This window comes from Dictyobacter kobayashii (genome assembly GCF_003967555.1).
Lineage (GTDB): Bacteria > Chloroflexota > Ktedonobacteria > Ktedonobacterales > Ktedonobacteraceae > Dictyobacter > Dictyobacter kobayashii.
Window position 1 is genome coordinate 148,175 of record NZ_BIFS01000001.1, and the last position, 20,606, is coordinate 168,780.

The following is a 20,606-nucleotide window of genomic DNA, read 5'->3' on the forward strand; positions in this document are numbered from 1 at the left end:
AAAAATATGGCGATCTTTAACCAATTCTTCTGTATAAAAGAACAGTTTCTATCTGACACTTCATTCCCCACCCTTATCCATCATGCCTGGCCCTCTGCTTCAAAGGAACCAGGTGAATGTCAGCATCAGAAGTGAGACGTAAGACCCGGTTCGTTACCGATCCATAAAGTAGCACTTCCCAGCGGCTATGGGCGGGTTGCCCTAACACAATCTGGGTCACATGCCTCTGCTGAACCAGATCTGCGATCGTGCCAGCGATATCGGTGCTGGTGCGCCTGATAACTTCGGCTCCCAGATCCTCTGCCAGCAGGGCGTGCTCATCGACTTTCTTCTGCATATCTTCGTATCGCTTCTGCATATTGCTACCATATTTTAAAAAGGCGATAACTTTACGAATAAACGCCGGATAACCAGTCAATTGGATAGACACTGCAATCAGGTCCGCATGAAGTCCATGCGCCAGTCGCCATGCATCACGAATAATAACTCTACTCTGCGGTCGGTGATCGAAACCAACCAGTACACGCTCAGTCGTTGACCATTGTGACTTGATATCATGGCCAGTCATGTATTGCTGGAGTTGCGATTCTGCCTTGTTAGCAGTCAAACGCAAAGCTAACTCACGCAGAGCTGTCAAATTTCCTTCGCGGAAAAAGTTACTTAGCGCCGGCTCGATACGCTCCGATGGATAAATATTGCCGTGCTTCATACGCTGGCGCAAGGCATAAGGGGCGATGTCGATCAATTCAACTTCGTCAGCCTGGTCTAGAATACGATCAGGCAATGTCTCGCGTACCTGGATACCAGTAATACTGGCAACCAGATCGTTTAAACTCTCTAAATGCTGCACATTGAGGGTGGTAACAACATCAATGCCCGCATCCAATATATCCATCACATCTTGATAGCGTTTGTGATGTTTGGAGCCAGCCACATTGGTATGGGCCAGTTCATCGACCAGAGCAATCTGAGGGTGGCGTGCGATAATTGCTGCAGTATCCATCTCTTTGAGCAGTACACCCCGGTACTCAATAGTCTGGCAAGGAATGATCTCAAGATCGCCTAGCTGTGCCTGGGTCTGTGCGCGCTTATGCGTTTCAACATACCCAATCACGACATCAGAACCACGTTCTTTCCTACGATGTCCCTCATTGAGCATAGCATATGTCTTACCTACACCTGCTGCCGCACCAAGGTAGACCCGTAAACGTCCACGCTGTTGTTTCTCTGGCGCTGTTGACAACTTGTCACCAGACTTAAGATCAGGATCGCTCTCACGTAATTTGTAACGTTCCAGTAGAGCCTCTGGATCTGGGCGACCGTCAGCTTGCACGCGTTTATCTGGAGGTTGTGTGCTCATATTCCCTTTATACTCATTTCTCCATCATGGATAGCTCTGGCGTACTTCTTCATCCACACTTACTTACAATACCACAAGGCCGCGGCAATAGGAGGGCCTATTGCTGCGGTCCATGGGCTCCTTTATTTGTGTAAAGCATCCAATGCTAGATTGAGATCCAGCACATTGATGTGGTCCTCACCCAGGACCCCTAAGAAACGACCCTGTACATGATCCATGACCAGTTTTTTTACAACATCCTGACTGAGGCCACGCTCTTTGGCGATGCGCGGCACCTGGAAGAGCGCGCCAGCGACCGAGATATCTGGATCAAGGCCCGAGCCCGAAGCGGTAACCAGGTCAACAGGTACAGGAGTCCCTGGATTCTCTTTTTGCAGATCCTGGACGTTCTGTTGCACATTTTTGATCAATGTACTGTTGGTTGGGCCCAGATTTGAGGCCGATGAGTTCTGCGCATTATATGGCACGCTTTTGCTTGAATCAGTGATAGAAACAGTCGCGGACGGACGACCATGAAAGTAGCGGGGCGAAGTCCAATATTGTCCAATAATGTCAGATCCAATCTGCTTACCATCAGAGGTCGTGTGGATACTTCCATTAGCCTGATAGGGAAAGATCAGTTGGGATAGGCCTGTAACTATCCCGGGATATAAGAAACCCGTGACGAGGGTGAATAATAGCGTTAAAACTATCGCTGGCCGGATATTTTTTTTGATGGTCTTCATTTTTGCTTCCCCGATCCTTACTAGGCTAAATGCAACAGCACTAGCAGGAGGTCAATAAGTTTAATGCCCACGAATGGTACAATCAGTCCACCCAATCCATAAATGAGCAGGTTACGTCGCAACAGTGGACCAGCTCCTAATGGCCGATAGGTTACGCCTCGCAATGCTAAAGGTACCAGCGCGATAATGATTAAAGCATTGAAGATGACGGCTGATAAAATGGCGCTATGCGGTGTGGCCAGGTGCATGATATTTAAGGCACCTAATTCAGGAAATGCTACTGTGAACATGGCCGGAATAATGGCAAAGTATTTGGCGACATCGTTGGCAATACTAAAGGTAGTCAGGGCTCCTCTCGTCATCAGCAATTGCTTACCAACTTCAACCACTTCAATCAGTTTGGTCGGATTCGAGTCGAGGTCAACCATATTGGCGGCTTCTTTAGCCGCCTGGGTGCCGGTATTCATGGCCACACCAACATCAGCCTGGGCCAGGGCGGGAGCATCATTTGTTCCATCACCGGTCATAGCAACCAGGCGTCCACCAGCCTGCTGTTCTCTGATCAGTTGCATTTTGGTTTCAGGCGTGGCCTGGGCCAGGAAGTCGTCTACACCGGCTTCTTTCGCGATGGCGGCGGCCGTCAAGGGATTATCACCGGTGATCATAACGGTGCGAATACCCATGCGGCGCAACTGATCGAAGCGCTCACGCATGCCACCTTTTACAATATCTTTGAGCTCAATGACACCCAGAACTTTAGCGTCTTTTTTCGTTAAGCCGTGGTGATCAGTGCCGTGAGACTCGGCCACAACCAGTGGCGTACTGCCACCGCGAGCAATCGAGTTGACCAGTTCCTGCAGTTCGTCACCAGCCGAGCCACCCAGATCTTTGACATAGTTCATAACTGATTCGGCCGCACCTTTACGTACCGCATAAACTGATCCATCGGCATGGCCATTCAGATCGACTCCACTCATGCGTGTCTGAGCAGAGAAGGGAACGAATGTTGCATCACTGTGCGTGTCTTCATGCAATCCATAACGCTCATTGGCCAGGGCTACAATCGAACGTCCTTCTGGTGTCTCATCTGCCAGACTAGAAAGCAGCGCGGCGTGTGCCAGTTCTTTCTCATCTACACCGTTCAGAGGTACAAAGCGGCTGGCCATACGATTACCCAGTGTAATGGTGCCGGTTTTGTCCAGCAGTAACACATCCACGTCACCGGCAGCCTCTACGGCACGACCACTCATGGCCAGTACGTTACGCTGCACCATACGGTCCATACCTGCAATGCCAATGGCCGATAATAGACCGCCAATGGTGGTCGGGATCAGACAGACTAGCAGGGCAACCAGGGTAGTAATCGAGACCGGACTATGCGAGTAAATGGCAAACGGTTCCAGGGTGACAACAGCCAGCAGGAAAATGATGGTCAGACTGGCCAGTAAGATGTTTAGGGCAATTTCATTCGGCGTTTTTTGCCGGGCCGCGCCCTCTACCAGTGCAATCATACGATCCAGGAAGGTTTCGCCCGGGTTAGCGCTGATCTGTACGACGATCCAGTCTGAAAGGACACGTGTGCCACCTGTAACAGCACTGCGGTCACCACCACTCTCTCTGATTACTGGGGCAGACTCGCCAGTAATCGCTGACTCATCGACAGAGGCAACCCCTTCTATAACATCTCCATCGCCCGGGATCACATCACCGGCCTCCACCAGGACAAAGTCCCCTTTGCGCAGATCTGGCGCGGCAACTTCTTGATAATCGGCCTGTCGCTTCCCTTGCTTGAGACGTTTGGCCATGGTGGTGGTGCGCGTCTTGCGCAGGGTATCAGCCTGCGCTTTTCCACGCCCTTCTGCCATCGCTTCGGCAAAATTGGCAAAAATGACAGTAAACCAGAGCCAGATCGTGACACCCAGCACAAAAAGAGTTTCGCTGGAGGGTCCGGTAAAGAGATAGCGGAAGAATTCGACGGTTGTGATAACACTACCAATCTCAACCACAAACATTACCGGATTCTTGAGCTGCCAGCGTGGATCTAGCTTTCTCAGCGAGTCCACAAAAGCACGGCGAATAATCGGTCCATTAAAGATGGAACTGGCACTTTTGCGGCGCGTCTTCCATTGCTTTGATTCTAGTGAATCAGTACTCATCTCTTAAAATCTCTTTCCTGCCAGCATCAGTAAATGTTCAACCACTGGACCCAGCGCATATGCAGGGAAGTAGGTTAGAGCACCTACAATTAAAATTACACCGATCAGAAGGGCCACAAACAGGGGCCCGGTGGTGGGAAATGTACCCGCGTTGGCTGGTACTACTTTCTTCTTCACAATCGCACCCGCCAGAGCCATGACAGGTATCACGAAGGCAAAACGTCCAATCAACATTGCAAAGCCAATTGTCCAGTTATAGAATGGCGTATTTGCACTCAAGCCACCGAAGGCAGAGCCGTTGTTACCTGTACCGGATGTGTAGGCATACAGTATCTCTGATAAGCCATGGGGGCCCGGATTTAAAATCGAGCTGGTTCCAGCTGGCAAAACGGTTGCGATAGCTGTAAAGCCCAGGATGGAAGCAGGCAAGATCAGGATTGCCAGGGCGGCCATCTTCATTTCTTTCTGCTCGATCTTTTTGCCCAGGTACTCAGGTGTTCGTCCAACCATCAAGCCGGCAATAAACACGGCCAGGACGGCGAAGATGAGCATGCCATATAATCCAGAACCAACACCACCAAAGATGATTTCACCTAAGGCAATGTTGAGCATCGGAATCATGCCACCAAGCGGCGTGAAACTATCAATAAAGCCGTTGACGGCACCACACGAGGCATCAGTAGTAATGGTCGTGAAGAGCGCGGTCTGGGTGATACCAAAGCGCACCTCTTTGCCTTCCATATTGCCACCTGCCTGGTAAGCAGTGACCGCCTGGTTGGCACCGGCATGCGTCAGGAAAGGATTACCTGTCTGCTCAGCCGGCAGAATAACAAACACACCGATTAAGAAGAGAATGGTCATAGCTGCCAGGATCGCCCAACCCTGTTTGGTATTTCCAGCCATCTTGCCAAACAGATAGGTCAGGCCAGCTGGAATAGCAAAGATGGCCAGCATCTCTATCATATTAGTGATGACATTGGGATTCTCAAAGGGATGCGCTGAATTGGCATTAAAGAAACCACCACCATTCGTGCCAAGCTCTTTGATAATTTCTTGCGATGCCACCGGTCCCTGGGCAATTACTTGCTTGACACCCTCCAGGGTAACCACCTGCGTGTAGGCATTGAAGTTTTGTATAACTCCCTGTGAGACCAGAACTAATGCTCCAATTATCGAAATTGGAAGCAGAATATAGAGAATACAGCGGGTAATATCTACCCAGAAATTTCCTAGATGTTGCGCGCTACGCCTGGTTAAACCACGCACAAAGGCCAGAGCCAGGGCCACACCAGTCGCGCCAGATACAAAGTTATGGAAAGCCAGACCTGCCATCTGCGTGAGATAAGACATGGTCTGCTCACCAGCATACGCCTGCCAGTTGGTATTGGTGGTAAAGCTGGCGGCAGTATTAAAGGCTAGTTGAGGCTCAATCGCTCCAAATCCTTGTGGATTAAAGAACGTTCCATGCCACTGCTGGGTGCGCTCTAAAAGATAGAGTAGCAGCATACCAGCCACGCTGAATAACAACATAGAAATGGTATAACCGGTCCATTTCTGCTCTTCCTCAGCATCTACACCCGAGAGACGATAAAACACGCGCTCTACAGGAGCGAGAACAGGGGTTAACCAGGTTCGCTCACCTGTAAAGACCTTGGTCATATAGAGACCCAACGGCTTGGTAATCAATAAAAGAATTACCAGGTAGATAAGAACCTGTATGACGCTATTGGGCGTTATAGGCATCTTTCTTCCTCGATTTCAATCTATTAGAACTTTTCAGGAGCCAATAAAGCGATAAACAGATACACAACAATAGCCAGTGTTACAATCCCAACAAGAAGGTATTCCAGTGGCGTATTCATGCGCGAACCTCCTATAAATGTTCACAGCCAACGGTAAAACCTATACAGCATATAAAAAAGGCAATGCTCACAATAATGATCAGGATATCAAGCATGAGATCCCTCCTCATCCGTTTTCTGCCTGGCACAGTTTTCACGCCGCTTCGCTGCCTCAGCGGCCAGGCGCAAGACAGCTTCCATTGGAAATGGTTTCGGCAAGTACGCGAGAGGATGAAATTCCGCCAGTCGATGTGGGCTTACCCTGACAGCTGACAGCACAACGACCGGTAATTTTCCCTGTAGCATTTCATCGGTTGGACCAAAGGACCACTCTTCACATTGGATAGCCCTCAAGATGTCCCAACCGGTCTGGTCGGGCAAATTGATATCTAGCAATATGAGGTCGATAGGGGTGGTTCGCAAATAATCAAGAGCACTTTGACCATCAATGGCACTGTATACCTCATGCCCACGCGCTAGCAGATTACGCTCTACCACGTTGCGTAAGACGTCATCATCTTCGACAAGCAGAATACGTGCTCCTGTCATATCAACCACTTCTTTCTGTAGCGCTACCATTAAGTTCTCTCCTTTTCCCTCTCACGAGATCAAATATACCTCTTAATTTCTCAATGCGAGGTAAAGAGAAAAATGACAATCCTCAAGAATTACTCAAGATGTCACCGGCCGGCTATCATGATTGAGAACATAAAGAACTCTGCGCTAATGAGCTTGCTAGCAGGTGTCTCTAGAAACACTACTCTAACGTGTTCAATCTATGATGAGAAATCAACTATCTATTTCTCATAATTAGAGCAAACAATAGTTTTTAGCACAGAAAAAACAGGATAGCTCATATACGACGCAAGCTTTGAAAAGACACGAGCAACCTGAAAAGAGTACACAGGTGCGTTCATCTCAAAAAAATATCAGGAGAAAAGCTATATTCATAAAAAACTGGTCAAGAATACCAGAAAAAAACTAAAAATTCCGTCAAAATTTACCCTTAGGGGGTTTTACTTGTCCTATCCTGCTGTGCTACACTATGGAAGCATACATTGTTTCGACTACGTATATTGTCATAGGACTATTCGTAGTGTGGTAGGAGTAGTCCACACGTTGTAGGAACATGGATAACTTCCCTTTTCAAAGGACGATTAAATAGTATGGCACAGGAATCTGTGACTCAAAACACATCAACCATCGCGCATAACCAGGGGGACGAGCACTCGTCAGGCCAAAGTTTGCTCGGTCCCCTTCTCTGCTGGGCAGTTGTCTTTGCGGACATAGGAACCTCTGTCTATTACACTCCTGGCATTCTGTATCAGACTGTTCAGGGGCTGGCAGGCTTTTTCGTGTTCCTGACAATGACCGTTTTTATCTTGCTTGCCTTGAAGTATGCAGAAGTTACCCATCGCTTCCCCCAGGGTGGCGGCGTGGTAACGGTAGCCGCGCAGGCCATCAATCCCTGGTTCGGGGCTCTGGGCGGTATGTTTATTCTGGTAGACTACTTCCTTACGGCAGCTATCAGCAGCCTGTCAGGTATTCTTTATCTGAGCGTGGTATTCCCAACAATCGGTATTATGCCGATACCACTCTTTATTACTATCGGCGTTCTAATATTGTTGGGTATTTTGAACTGGGTAGGTATCAGTGAAAGCGCCAAAGTAAGCCTGGTGGGAGCAGTAATCGCCTTCGCGAGCGACATCGCGATTCTGTTCACGGTCTTTACTCACCTGTCACTGGGCGAGTTCTTTTATTTGATCGACCAGATGTTCGTAAAAAATCACCTGACACCTTTCTCACTCTTAGCTGGCTTCGCCGGTTCGTTCCTGGCTTTCTCGGGCCTTGAGAGCATTTCGCAGTTATCGCCAGTAATGAAAAAACCCCATAAGAAAGTTGCTGGCATTGCCTTGACACTGGTAGTTTTAACGATCGGCATCACCAGCCCAATGTTGACACTGCTTTCAACGTCATTATTACCCGAAGCTGCAAAAGATAGTGTACAGTCAGCCCAGATTATTTCGCTGCTAGCTGGCCATTGGGGAAACAAAGTACTACAAACCGAGGTGGCTATCAGTGCCAGTGCCTTGCTGGTATTTGCCAGTAATACCGCGATCATTGGCGCCTACCACGTCTTTATCGCCCTCTCGCGCATGGAGTTTTTGCCAGACTTTATTTTACAACGCAATAAGCTACGTGGCACCCCCCATCTTTCAATTGCTCTGGCAACAGGTATCCCGATTATTATTCTCATCATGGTATGGGGAAATATTAATATCCTGGGTGATATGTATGCCTTTGGCTTGCTGGGAGCCTTCTCACTTACCTGCCTGGGTCTCGATATTGTACGCTCCAGAGATCTGAAGCGGGCCAAAGCGCTAAAACTGGCCGCCAAAACCGAGAGCCCTAGACAGGCTAGAGAGACCCATCGCGCTGTTGAAGTACACGATTTAATGAAGTCAAATGTACAGCCGACGGCCACTGAGGAGGAAAATCAGGTAGAGGAGTCGGGAAGCCTGGGTGGACATGTCAATGAGACATACGAGGCAACAAAGCTGTGGTTTAAGATCAACTTTGGATTGGGCATCCTGACTACGGTGCTTGTAATAGTTGCCTGGGGGACAAACCTGGTCACGAAGCCGCTGGCCACAGCTTTTGGTGGTGGTGTAACATTGGTTGGTATGGGCCTGGCTTATTATAATCATAATCGCCAACAGAAAGAGGGTAGGGTCCCTGTGCCAGTGGTGATGACGCGACTTCAGGGTACCTATCCCCAAACTACCCTGGCAATCCTTACTCCACACAATCCACATAATGGCGCCGTTATCCGTGCAGCCATTAATAATGCAGATGCCCAGACACCGATCCTGTTCCTTTACCTGGCTGGTAAGCGACCACGCACAAGCGCTCCACGTATGATGGAAATCATTGATCCCTACCTGGATGATCAGGATGCAAAGGATGCCTTTAGTAAAGCTGAGGCGTTAGCGATTAAGGCAAAGGTTCCTAATCGAACCTATATCTATCTCCAGGAGGAGCCAGAATTGGCGACACAGATCTGGCAGTCGATCCATCCTCGAGATACCCTGGTTGCTATCGAAAACGACAGTCAATTTAAAGATATCAATCCAGATCGTATTCGCTATGAGTTGACACCAGAAGGTAAAGTTGCCCATCTCCTTAAGCGGTGGTAAAACCGCTTAAGGATCTCTTGTTGCTCTATGTTGGTCAGTCTTCGGTATTAAAACGATAGCCCACACCCGATACAGTCAGGATAAACCTGGGATGTGCGGGATCAGGTTCGATTTTGCGCCGCAATTGACCAACGTAGACATGCAGATAATGGGCTTCGGTACCGTAACCTGTTCCCCATACCTGGGCCAACAACATCTGCCGAGTCATGATTTTTCCTCGATTTTTGATCAACGCCTTTAATAAGTCATATTCAGTTGGAGTAAGTTTGACCTCTTTCTCATTGACATGCACACTACGTTGCGCGAAGTCAACACTAAGGGGGCCTGCTGTAAAGATCGGCTCGGTGCCAGACTGAATTTGGGCTGTATGCCGCAGCGCAACCCGAACGCGTGCCAGAACCTCATTCATACCAAATGGCTTGGACACATAATCGTCAGCACCCAGGTCAAGTGCCAATACTTTGTCGCGCTCAGTATCTTTGACCGATAAGACGATAATGGGAAGATTTGATTGTTCGCGTACACGCCTGCAAACCTCCAGGCCACTGATGCCCGGTAAGCCAAGGTCCAATAGGATGAGATCGGGTCGGTGATGTCCTACCTCCTCAATCGCGTCTTCTCCATTCTCAGCGGTAAATACCTCATAGCCGTGGGCAGTTAAGCTGCGCTGCAATGCACGCAATATTTCAACTTCATCATCTACAATAAGAATACGAGCACCACTTTTACTCATGAATATGTCCTTCTATATGTTCAAGAGGCAAGGTAAATTGGAAGATGGCCCCCCCACCAGGTCGATTTTCTGCCCAGATACGTCCACCATGGGCTTCTATCAATCCCCTGCATACTGCCAACCCTAAGCCGGTTCCCATAATACTTGTTGCTCTCCGCCGGGCTCCTGAAACTCTATAAAATTTATCAAAAATACGCTCTAGATCATATGGGGGAATACCTGGTCCGTGATCTGCAATACTCACCTTGATCTCATGATCATTGGATTCGGCAGAGACCTCTAATGGAGAGTCCGGTGGTGTATAACGCACAGCATTTTCCAATAAGTTGGTAATTACCTGGTCTATCTGCAAATAATCCAACGGTACAGGTGGCAAGTCATCTGGAATCTGCACTGAGACAACCCTATCTTGCAAAACTCCCTGCATATGCCCGATAACATCGTGAATTAGCTCATCTATTGGATACCACTCTTTTTCGGCTTTCAATGCTCCACCTTCAATACGTGACATATCCAATATATTACCAACCAGCCGGTTGAGCCGATCCGCCTCTTTTTCGATCGCTAAGGCAAAACTCTTTTTTGTTTCCTCATCCCATTCTATATCTTCCTGTAGCAGGCTACTAGCCGCCGCTTTGATAGAGGAAAGCGGTGTGCGCAGATCATGGGAGACTGAAGAAAGTAGTGCTGAGCGTAGAGCGTCAGTGCGACGGAGTAATTCAATTTGTAGCGCTTCACGATGCAGCCTTGCTCGCTCGATCATTGCGGTTGCTTGATCAATAAAGGTCCAAAAGAAGGCATTTTGATGATTTAAGTCCTTTTTCTCATCAATCAGCGTGCGCTCCATTGGGAAACGCCGTGAACCATCGGCCATCAACAGACGTGCGACGCCCACTACTTTCTGACCCTGGTGCATAGGCACCAGGCGTACATAGTTATGCTTTGAAGGAGTTGCCTGCAGTACCCTTCTAAAACGAAAAGGCAATTGTCTATCAGTATCGATATAAAAGTCAAAGATTCTTCCTTCTAACATTACTGATTCGGCCGTTCGAATCTCGTCGGCTGAGAGCTGCATATGCCCAACATCTTGTTGGGCATCAGATTGCAAGGTAGGCTTGCCATGTGCATCTGGCAATAAAATTGCACAATCAACCACACCCGCCGTCGCAAAGTTGTTAACGATCGCATGTGCCACAATATCTAGTTGTCGATCCAGATTATCTTCATTGGTCGTCGCATTAACCAGCTCATAAAGAGCTCTGGTCTCTTTCTCACGCTGCGTGGCTTGCTCGGCTCGCTGACGCAACGCAGAAGCCAGCTCGCCCGTAATAATCGCAGTAACTAAAAAAATAAAGAGGGCCAGCCATTCTTCATATTTGCTGATCGAAAAAGTAAAGACTGGAGGGACCAGGAAGAAATCAAAGGCGAAAAAGGCACTTAGCGAGGCAATTACTGCTGCATATAAACCACGTACTGTAGCCAGACCCAATACTATTAATAAATATAAGAATGATATATTAGGAATAGAAGGATAAAGCCCCGCGATATAAATCAAGCCGGTGACAACCAGGGTTAGAAGGAGGGCGATGCAGGCATCAACAATATACCTTCGACCACGGTGTTCCTCAGTTACACCTAAAAAAAGCACCTGGTGGAATTTTTTCATAGCATTTCGCTTATCCCTCTCTACCATTCTAGGATAGATTATTGCAACTTTTTTTACATTTCCTGATGAGAGAATATCACACAAGACGTAGAAAAAAAAGGAGACATTCTTTTATGCTCAGTCTTTCGACCAGGCATATTCTTAAACATAATACCCGGCGCAGCAGAAAAACCTGTATTGCGCTACTCGTTCTCATGTTGTGCCAGCTACTAGCAGCATGCACTCCAGGCCACTCGGGCGATGACGTTGTAGCATTTATACGTGATGGCCAGCTCTGGACCCTCGATCCCAGTGGTGCAAATGCTTTCTCAGTGGTCTCTCAATCCACGCCAGTGGTTGGCTATGCCTGGTCTCCTAATCATCGATTGCTGGCGTTTCGTACCTTAGATGCCGATTTCGCAAAATCAGCTGCGGCTAAATCACTCTCGCCACATCCACAGAATGAATTGATTGGTGACCTTCCCAGTACGCTAAATACGATTGGAGTCGATGGGGGCACGCCTATTTCTATCGCTTTTTCCAGCCCGGACTTTAGCTATAATAATCCTCAATGGAATAGTAATGGTACACGTTTGATCTATCGACAGACGCCTAAGAATTTTTCGGCTAATCCTTCTAATGCTCAGTGGTGGATCTCCCAAAATGACCAGCCTGGTGGTATTGCCGCTAAACCTTTTTCTAACACCTTTTCAATTCCATCTATATCTTACGATAGCAATAATTATTTAATCACCGGCAATGATACCAATGGAGCCTTCACAACAACCATCGCTGGCACCCAGAGAGCACAGGTAACTGGCCCATTGCCAGGCCATCCATTACCTGCTTCGCTTGAGCGTATTTTATGGCGGCCAGCCCATCAGAATCAAAGCTTCCTATACGCAGTTGAAGATACAAAGGCGAGCCAAACGTCATCCCAACTCTCAGTTAAATTAGTCTGGCATACTCTGGAGGGCCCGGCTACCACAGTTGCGACATGCGCCTGTACACAATTCTCCTGGTCCCCTGATGGAAACTATATTGTATATAGCATAGGCACGCAGATGACCTTACTCAATGTTACAGATACTACTTCTTTTACTGTAAACTCCGAAGCCAATGCAGTTCCTTACTGGTCACCTGATAGTAAGTTCTTACTGTTGGATAGCTCTCAAACTCTCTCGCTTGTCAATATCTCAACCAGGCAACAAGTGCAGCTACTAAGGACTCACACAGAAAAATCGGCAGCTCCAATTACGCTACCATCAACAAATAGTTTACTACAGCCAATCTCTAACAATCTCTGGTCTGCCGATAGCCGCCATTTTATCTTTTTAAGTCGTGATCACTCAAATTGGCAACAACATACATTACTGGACAATAAAGCACTCTATACAATCGAGATAAATGATGCAGGCAAGCCTCAAGGCACGCCCACGAAGATTTCCGACGGGACAATTACAGAGGCAGGATGGACCTATCAAGATCCCAGTACATCTTTCTTATACTAAGCTACCGTTGAGCATGTTATATTATTAATCATGTAGATTATAAAGGATGGATTCTATGCAGGTAGATATACAAAATTTTGCTGATGAGGATTTCTGCTATCTTACTACTATCGGCCGTCGTTCAGGCAAGCCGCATACGATTGAGATCTGGTTCGCAGCACATGGTACAACCCTGTATCTCCTCTCTGGAGGGAGAGACAAAGCGGATTGGGTGAAAAATATGCGTCAACAGCCTGCAGTTCAGGTGAAGCTTGCTACACATACCTATACCGGCCAGGCACGCATCCTTACGGCGGGTACTGAAGATGAGTTAGCTCGTCAAATTGTCTTTGCCAAATATACGCCTCGTAGCACTGATGATCTTACAGGGTGGTCAAATGATTCACTGGCTGTTGCCATCGATCTACACAATGAGGTACAGTAGCAATGAGATTACAGTAAAGGGAAGGTTCAGTCTGGCGCTACTGTACACTGAGCGTTACCATGTTATGGAGGATAAAAAAACATGAGTAAAAAAGAATCCAAGCTGCACCTGGTTGGTAAGGTTCCTGAACAGGTTGATGACTTTGATGATGAGCCCGCTGAGTATGACGCAATGGAACAATTAGAGCTTCTAGAATCCCTGCGCGAGGACATGGAGGATCTGGGGGTGACCACACTCGCGGAAATCATTGAGCGTATTTCAGAGTTACATAGTCAACTGGATAAGCAGTAGGACAAATCTTAAACATAGTACAAGATACAAGAGGAACGTTGACGTAGCAGAACAATATAACATCGGCGTTCCTCTTGTCGCTCTCTTATCCTCCTAGATATGCCTGACGTACCAGGTCATTGGTAAGCAAGTTTTTCGCTGTATCAGTCAAGACAATTTTTCCCGTCTGCAATACATATCCTCGATCAGCCAGACTTAATGCCATTGATGCATTCTGTTCCACCAGAAAAATTGTCATGCCTTCAGATCGAATACGCAGGATAGTATCAAAGACCGTCTCAACCAGCTTTGGTGAGAGACCCATTGACGGCTCATCCATGCAAATCATCTTTGGTCGCGACATAATGGCACGCCCCATGGCTAACATTTGCTGCTCACCACCGGACATGGTGCCGGCAAGCTGCTTTAAGCGTTCGCGTAAGCGCGGAAATATCTGACAGACATGGTCCATATCTTCTGCAATTTCATTCTTATTGGAGCGGGTGAAAGCTCCCATTTCTAGATTTTCGCGCACTGACATGCGAGGAAAAATACGTCGGGCTTCAGGCACCAGGGCCAGGCCAGACTTGACAATATCACCAGTCAATTTGCGCTCGATGGCCTGGCCATCAAAGTTGATCGAGCCGCTACTAGCACGAGTCAGACCAAAAATCGTTTTCATGGTCGTGGTCTTACCGGCAGCATTAGCGCCGAGCAAACAGACAATCTCACCCTTTTCTACCTCGAGTGAGAGATTTTGTAATACATGGCTTGGACCATAAAATGTATTCACATCAACGAGTCGTAACATCGCAGACCTCTTTTTTTGTTTTTTTTGCACCCTTATGCTTCTGGCTCCGACGTTGGTTCTGTCTCCGATTGCCGACCCAGATATGCTTCGATTACCCGTTTATCATAGCGTACTTCATCAGGTAATCCATCCGCAATCTTTTGTCCATAATCCAGCACAGCAATATGATCGGACATGCCCATAGTTACTGCGAGCTTATGCTCAATTAAGAGGATTGTGAGCCCGAGTTCATCGCGTAAGCGTCGAATATATTTCACGGCCTCAAGCGTTTCGGCCTCGTTCATACCTGCGGTAGGTTCATCAAGCAAAAGTAGCTTGGGGTCCGCCGCCAGGGCGCGGGCAATCTCTACGCGCCGTCGATCCGCATAGGAGAGGTTCATAACATATTCGTCCTGGCGCGCCACCAATGCAGTTCCAAAGAATCCCAACAATTCCAGGGCTCGCTCACGCGCACGCTGCTCTTCTTCGATCACATAACGTGGCCGAAAAAGCGAACCCAGAATCCCTGCTTTGAGACGCGTGTGCTGCCCAACCAGCACATTCTCTAGCACAGTCATGTTATTAAAGAGACGGATATTCTGGAAGGTGCGCGTTATCCCCTGCACAACAATCTTATCCGGTGATAACCCAACAATGGATTTCCCATCCAGTAAAATTTCACCAGAGGTAGGCTGGTAGATACCAGTGATCAAGTTAAAAACGGTCGTCTTACCAGCTCCATTAGGGCCGATCACGCTGACAATTTCACGTGGCCTCACGATCAAATCTACCTCTGAAACAGCGGTGAGGCCGCCAAAGGTTTTGGTGGCCGCGCGGAGTTCCAGTAATGCATTTGCTGTAGATAGAGTAGAGGCAGACTGGCCGTCCAGCTTTACCTGTTCAGAACTCATCTTTTTTTCCTTCTGTGCTACTATTCCACACGCACTTCTGCCTCGAACTCTGAGGTGCCTGGAGGTTCATCCAGTGCCGAGGTCTCTACCTCTTCATCCTCGTTCTCAGTATGATGAAGCTCACGGCGGCGCCTGGCGCTCGGTATTAAGCCTTCTGGCCGGAAGATCATGATGGAGATCAAGATGACGCCAAACAACAGGTTACGAATGTTTTCAAAGCTGAAGTTGGGCAAAAGCTGTGGCAAGATATGCAGGAAATTATTGGGATCAGTGGCATAGGTATCTAATTGACTGAGGATCAACAGGTTGATTGCGTAAACAACGACAGCGCCAACCAGTACCCCTGGAATACTACCCAGACCACCAATAACTACCATTGCCAGGTAGATAATGGAATCGGTTGAGTTAAAATCACCTGGAGCTACGGTACCCAATTTAGCTGCGTGATAAACACCAGCGATACCTGCAAAGAAAGCGCCGGCAGCAAAGGCAAACAACTTGGTATTCACCAGGTTGATACCTGATGACGATGCGGCTACTTCATCTTCTCGAATCGCAATCCAGGCCCGCCCAAGCTTTGAGTCGCGCAAGCGCACATTCGCAAAGATACAGGCCCCGATCAAGATCAAAATGAGATAGTAATATGGTGTCGGGCTACTTCCCCAGTTCACACAAAAAGATCCAATACATGGGGTAGCTGGTGGATAAACACCCGCGATACCATCAGTACCATTAGTATATTGGTCCATCTGCGTAAAGACGATAGGAATGATTTCTCCAAAACCTAGCGTCACGATAGCCAGATAATCACCCCTCAACCGTAACGTGGGGGCGCCTAACAAGATTCCCCACAGCGCCGTAATTATGGCGGCGATAATGATCATAGGCCAGAAAAACCAGGAGAAAAGGTTGGGATTAGCAAAGATGCCGGTCAACTTATAGAACTGTGTCGAGCCAACCATAGACCAGGCATAGGTACCAATGACAAAGAAAGCAACATAACCAAGATCAAGCAGGCCAGCAAAACCGACCACAATATTCAGACCCAGGGCCAGAATGATGTAGAAACCTAAATCACCATAACTACTAATACGGCCTTTAGAGCCAGACCCAAACAAGATCGGGTCCAGGATAGGATAGAGAATAATAAATGCCATTAATATAAACAGATAGAAGCGCGTTGCTCCCTTACTCTGCAATGGCTTGTCGTTAGGGACAACATCCCTGGCTTCCTCTTTGGCACGACTGGCAGACAAACTATGTAACTGTTGCTCTCGGCTTACTTTATGAGCGTTGCCGCGCCATCCCAGGCGTCCTTTTTCTGCTCGCCCGTTGTCGCTCACCTCAACGCCCGCATCTGGAGCAACAACATAACGCAAAGCGATTACACCACCCAGGCGTCCAAGGAAATATCCAGCAACTGGCAACAACACAGTACGTACGCCTACCCAGATCAGCAACAAATCGGGTAATGAACCAGATGCATAGAAAATCAGGTCAGCAATCAAAGAAATGACGGCAAAGATGGTTGCAAACCAGAAACCAGCTTGCTGGGCTACGCGCAACAGGGCCGCCCTTCCTTGCTCGTCTACAACATGCAAACTCTCCAGTGGTGGTGGCGGCGCATAGTTCCGGGCCTGACGAATACGGTTACGCACAAAGAGGTAGATAGCCCAGATCACCACACCTAACCCGACACTAATCAAGAGGTTAGCCGTGCTGTTCAGCAAAATCAGGGTAGGGACAGTGGCAAACAAAACATCACACCAGACCTCAATTGTGCTGCGTCGCCCACTATCCGCCGCTACCAGGTAGCCTGATAGAGCGATAACAGATGCATAGACAATAAGAATAAAGAGGATTTGCATCAAAAGAGACCACAGATTGTGATCGTACTGAGGATCCTGTGGATTAAAAAAACTCAACAATACCTGGTTGACGATCTGCTCACCAATCCAGACAAAGGTGAATAGAGAGAGGGGAACAAGTAAGGCTACAAGCCATTTAATTAAGAGCTTGCGCGTCTCAGTACCTGGAAACAGTTTGCGGGGGCTTTCTGATACAGCCACGTTTTATCACCTCGCTTTACGCTTGATTTGTTTTGTGCTTTGTATCTGTGCTCCATTAGACTTTCTCAGGAGTATTCTGCCCAAAAAGTCCAGACGGCCGGAAGACGAGAATTAAAATCAAGATCGCAAAGATTACAGCTTTATTCCACGCATTTCCGCCATGGGGCAAAATTGTTGGGGGGATCAGGGTTACCAGCGAATAAATCAGGCCAATCAGTAAGCCGCCAAACATGGCACCAACGAGATTTCCAATGCCACCCAGTACAGCAGCGGTAAAGGCAATCAAGCCTTGCTCAAAGCCAAGGTAGAAATAGGTATTGGGAAACTTGAGGCTGTAAATGAAGGCAGCCGCACCAGCCAACCCTGCACCGATGAAGAAGGTGATACTGATCACAAAGTTTACGTTCACACCCATCAAGGCTGCGGCGTCGCGATCCTGCGCGACAGCTCTCATGGCACGTCCCATACGTGTGCGGGTAACCAGTAGATGAAGCGCAATCATGAGCGCAATGGCAACTACCAATACAAAGATGTTGATCACATCAATGTCAATAGGACCGGTATGAATAATACCAATAGGCAAGGAGACAAATGAGACATCGGTATTACCAAACCAGAGCTTACCAACATCCTGGAGTATAAGGGAAACTCCAATCGCTGAAATGAGCGGAGCCAGGCGAGGCGCATTGCGCAAAGGACGATAAGCGATACGTTCAATGACTACGCCTAATATAGCGCAGAAGAGAAATGAACCAATACAGGCCAACGCCAATTCGCTAACCAGCAGCCAGCTAAATGCCGATGGGGGATTGGCCGCGGTAACTCCTAGCGCACTAAGTACCGCAATGGTTACAAATGTACCAAGGGTAAAAATGTCACCATGGGCGAAGTTGATGAGCTCAATAATACCGTAAACCATCGTATAACCCAGCGCGATCAGGGCATAAATAGCACCCGTTGCCAGACCTACGATTAATAGGTTTAAGAAAGTAGCCATTGGTTGGTTACTCCTTATCTTCAAGTAGTGATTGACTACAGGAACGCGTTGAGAGTACAGAAATGAAAAACCTGGAGAAGCATCAGCCGGAGAAGGATCCGCTAACACCTCCCCAGGTATCTTGCAAACCTCTCATCTTATAATAGATGTAAAGTTTGGATCATTTTCACTTCGCTTATTGCAGGCTGCTGGTGTCGATCTGCTCGAGATATTTCCAGCCATCACCTGTGTTCAAATCACCAATGGTGTACAGTGAGATGAAGTGATTGGATGTGTCGCCATTTTTGTCGAAGCTATGATGACCTGTGACACCATCGTACTGGATGGATTGCACAGCATCGATAACAGCCTGACGGAATGTGGCAGCACCGGTGTCATCACCAGAATCCTTCGGGGCTGTGGCCTTTTTGTTTTTAACAACTGTCTGGATTGCCTGCAACAGAATCTTGGCACAGTCATAACCACCAGCGCTATAAGCACCAATGGCATCGCTACCAAATTGCTTGGTGTAGGCATCAAAGAAGGTCTTGGAGGCTGGTGACTGACTGGGATCGACACCGGGGATCGAGGCGAAAACTTGTCCACCACCCAGAGGCTTAACAGCTTTAGCCAGGGCCGACGTTTTGGCACCATCACCAGCGAAGAATGGAGTATTAGCCAGGCCGGCTACGGTCTTCATCTGCTGACGAATAGTAATACCACCGGTTGAGTCGTTACCGCCAAAGAAGATAAAATCTGGCCTTTTAGCAGCAATCTCGGTCAGAATATTCTCGTATGAGTTCGTTTGTTTGATGCTGGCGGAACCAACAACTGTTCCACCTAACTTCTTCCAGTAGGTTGTAAAGTTCTGTGCCAGGCCAACACCATAAGCTTCGGTGTCGTCAAGCACATAAACACTACGGTAGTTTTTGTTTTTGTATCCATAAACCGCCAATGCAGCACCCTGGTACTGGTCAATGGTTGCTGTACGGAAATAGGTAACTTTTCCTGTGGGACGTAACGCAGCCATTTTGCTGTTAGCACCACCACATTCAAATGCTGGTGTCTCTTTGGTGAGACAGTCATTGGTGTTTGATGGGCTAATCAGGGCAATTGGAGCCTTGTTTGTGGTTGGAATCTCAGCCAGAGCCACGCTACTGTTGATTGGTCCAACAATACCGGCTACCTGAGCATCGCCAATCAGATCGGTTACGTTTTTCTGGCCGGTTGTCGGATCGTGGGTGCCGTTAATACCGACATCGTCTTTGGGAACCAGTACAAATTTGTAACCTGGTAAGAAGTTAGGATCGGCATTGGCTTCTTGAACGGCCAATTGCACACCATCTTGAGCTGGTTTACCAGTCGAGGCATCGCCGGCTGTTGTGGGCAGTTCGGAACCGATTTTGATTGTAATGGTTTGCTGGGTGCCACCATTGCCGCCATTACCAGTATTCGTTTGCGTTGCCCCGGAGCCACAAGCAGCCAGGATACTGATAACCAGCGTGAAGCCTAACATAGAGGCTAAAATACGAGACGGAGATCGTCGCATAATGTAGTCAGCCTGCCTTTCATCAAGTGCTTCATTATAAGCATGAAACACTTTCCACCTTTAGATAGCTAATAAAAACAATGCAGAAAAAGGGGTCACAGGTTGCTGTACTAATAGTAAGGACGTTCATGCCTTACAAAAATAAATACGTCACGCAGGGCATTGATCTCACCAAGTCTTATAAATTCCTTTGTCGAGCTTTTTTTCGCTGTGATAGCGGCAATTTACAAAACTATAAAGCAAATCCAGGCACCTGGCTAGTATTTTCTCTTAAACAAGGAAAAGAGATTGAGGGAATTATACGTATTGTCATTTGAACTGTCAATACATATTTTTTGTTTGGATTGACATAAAGCATCAATAATAAAAGTTATCATCACTACTATGTGTTATTTGTACATGCTACTTGACGAAATTCAGAGATGATTCTTGCTTTCCTTTTGTGATTA

General features: G+C 47.7%; 17 protein-coding genes. 4 read left to right on the top strand and 13 right to left on the bottom strand.

All coding sequences use genetic code 11. The features are described from left to right. Nucleotides 1-73: 73 nt before the first annotated feature. The 6 genes from EL645_RS00615 to EL645_RS00640 all read right to left on the bottom strand — a co-directional run bounded on the left by EL645_RS00615 (nt 74) and on the right by EL645_RS00640 (nt 6,661). On the bottom strand, nt 74-1,360 hold the full coding sequence (locus tag EL645_RS00615) for a universal stress protein (RefSeq protein WP_126548252.1): 1,287 nt from the start codon (nt 1,358-1,360) through the stop codon (nt 74-76). A gap of 122 nt (nt 1,361-1,482) precedes the next feature. After that, on the bottom strand, nt 1,483-2,076 hold the full coding sequence (kdpC, locus tag EL645_RS00620) for a potassium-transporting ATPase subunit KdpC (protein WP_126553944.1): 594 nt from the start codon (nt 2,074-2,076) through the stop codon (nt 1,483-1,485). 29 nt (nt 2,077-2,105) lie between these two features. Next, nucleotides 2,106-4,241 carry a potassium-transporting ATPase subunit KdpB gene (kdpB, locus tag EL645_RS00625; RefSeq protein WP_126548253.1) on the bottom strand — a complete coding sequence of 712 codons (2,136 nt, stop codon included), beginning with the start codon at nt 4,239-4,241 and terminating at the stop codon, nt 2,106-2,108. A gap of 3 nt (nt 4,242-4,244) precedes the next feature. Next, nucleotides 4,245-5,984, bottom strand: coding sequence for a potassium-transporting ATPase subunit KdpA (kdpA, locus tag EL645_RS00630; RefSeq protein ID WP_174845284.1), 1,740 nt, complete (start codon nt 5,982-5,984; stop codon nt 4,245-4,247). Nucleotides 5,985-6,007: 23 nt separating this feature from the next. Further along, nucleotides 6,008-6,103 (bottom strand): potassium-transporting ATPase subunit F, encoded by a 96-nt coding sequence (locus EL645_RS00635; protein ID WP_126548254.1) that lies wholly within the window; start codon nt 6,101-6,103, stop codon nt 6,008-6,010. An 87-nt stretch (nt 6,104-6,190) separates the two neighbouring features. Further along, a complete protein-coding gene (locus tag EL645_RS00640) occupies nt 6,191-6,661 on the bottom strand; it encodes a response regulator (protein ID WP_126548255.1) in 471 nt (156 codons plus the stop codon). A gap of 587 nt (nt 6,662-7,248) precedes the next feature. On the opposite strand from EL645_RS00640, the gene EL645_RS00645 reads away from it, so the two are divergent. Further along, complete coding sequence (locus tag EL645_RS00645; RefSeq protein WP_126548256.1) at nt 7,249-9,279, top strand: APC family permease; 2,031 nt, start codon at nt 7,249-7,251, stop codon at nt 9,277-9,279. 34 nt (nt 9,280-9,313) lie between these two features. Here the strand turns inward: EL645_RS00645 and EL645_RS00650 are convergent, their stop codons facing one another. After that, on the bottom strand, nt 9,314-10,012 hold the full coding sequence (locus tag EL645_RS00650) for a response regulator (RefSeq protein ID WP_126548257.1): 699 nt from the start codon (nt 10,010-10,012) through the stop codon (nt 9,314-9,316). Next, the gene (locus EL645_RS00655) at nt 10,005-11,678 is read right to left on the bottom strand and encodes an ATP-binding protein (RefSeq protein WP_161976998.1); all 1,674 of its coding nucleotides are present in this window, start codon (nt 11,676-11,678) and stop codon (nt 10,005-10,007) included. The genes EL645_RS00650 and EL645_RS00655 overlap by 8 nt, the downstream gene beginning before the upstream one ends. Nucleotides 11,679-11,791: 113 nt before the next feature. Here EL645_RS00655 and EL645_RS00660 point away from each other — a divergent pair, with 113 nt between their 5' ends. The 3 genes from EL645_RS00660 to EL645_RS00670 all read left to right on the top strand — a co-directional run bounded on the left by EL645_RS00660 (nt 11,792) and on the right by EL645_RS00670 (nt 13,883). Continuing rightward, nucleotides 11,792-13,168 carry a TolB family protein gene (locus EL645_RS00660; protein WP_161976999.1) on the top strand — a complete coding sequence of 459 codons (1,377 nt, stop codon included), beginning with the start codon at nt 11,792-11,794 and terminating at the stop codon, nt 13,166-13,168. 55 nt (nt 13,169-13,223) lie between these two features. Then, on the top strand, nt 13,224-13,592 hold the full coding sequence (locus EL645_RS00665; RefSeq protein WP_126548260.1) for a nitroreductase family deazaflavin-dependent oxidoreductase: 369 nt from the start codon (nt 13,224-13,226) through the stop codon (nt 13,590-13,592). Nucleotides 13,593-13,673: 81 nt separating this feature from the next. Beyond that, on the top strand, nt 13,674-13,883 hold the full coding sequence (locus EL645_RS00670; protein ID WP_126548261.1) for a hypothetical protein: 210 nt from the start codon (nt 13,674-13,676) through the stop codon (nt 13,881-13,883). Nucleotides 13,884-13,968: 85 nt separating this feature from the next. Here the strand turns inward: EL645_RS00670 and EL645_RS00675 are convergent, their stop codons facing one another. The 5 genes from EL645_RS00675 to EL645_RS00695 all read right to left on the bottom strand — a co-directional run bounded on the left by EL645_RS00675 (nt 13,969) and on the right by EL645_RS00695 (nt 20,208). Next, nucleotides 13,969-14,673 carry an ABC transporter ATP-binding protein gene (locus EL645_RS00675; protein ID WP_126548262.1) on the bottom strand — a complete coding sequence of 235 codons (705 nt, stop codon included), beginning with the start codon at nt 14,671-14,673 and terminating at the stop codon, nt 13,969-13,971. Between the two features lie 32 nt (nt 14,674-14,705). Further along, nucleotides 14,706-15,563 (bottom strand): ABC transporter ATP-binding protein, encoded by an 858-nt coding sequence (locus tag EL645_RS00680; RefSeq protein WP_126548263.1) that lies wholly within the window; start codon nt 15,561-15,563, stop codon nt 14,706-14,708. 20 nt (nt 15,564-15,583) lie between these two features. After that, entirely contained in the window at nt 15,584-17,632 is a 2,049-nt protein-coding gene (locus tag EL645_RS00685; protein ID WP_126548264.1) for a branched-chain amino acid ABC transporter permease, read from the bottom strand. 55 nt (nt 17,633-17,687) lie between these two features. Then, the gene (locus tag EL645_RS00690) at nt 17,688-18,629 is read right to left on the bottom strand and encodes a branched-chain amino acid ABC transporter permease (protein ID WP_126548265.1); all 942 of its coding nucleotides are present in this window, start codon (nt 18,627-18,629) and stop codon (nt 17,688-17,690) included. A 175-nt stretch (nt 18,630-18,804) separates the two neighbouring features. Next, nucleotides 18,805-20,208: a branched-chain amino acid ABC transporter substrate-binding protein gene (locus EL645_RS00695; RefSeq protein WP_246035238.1), complete on the bottom strand. Its 1,404-nt coding sequence runs from the start codon at nt 20,206-20,208 to the stop codon at nt 18,805-18,807. Nucleotides 20,209-20,606 lie beyond the last annotated feature (398 nt).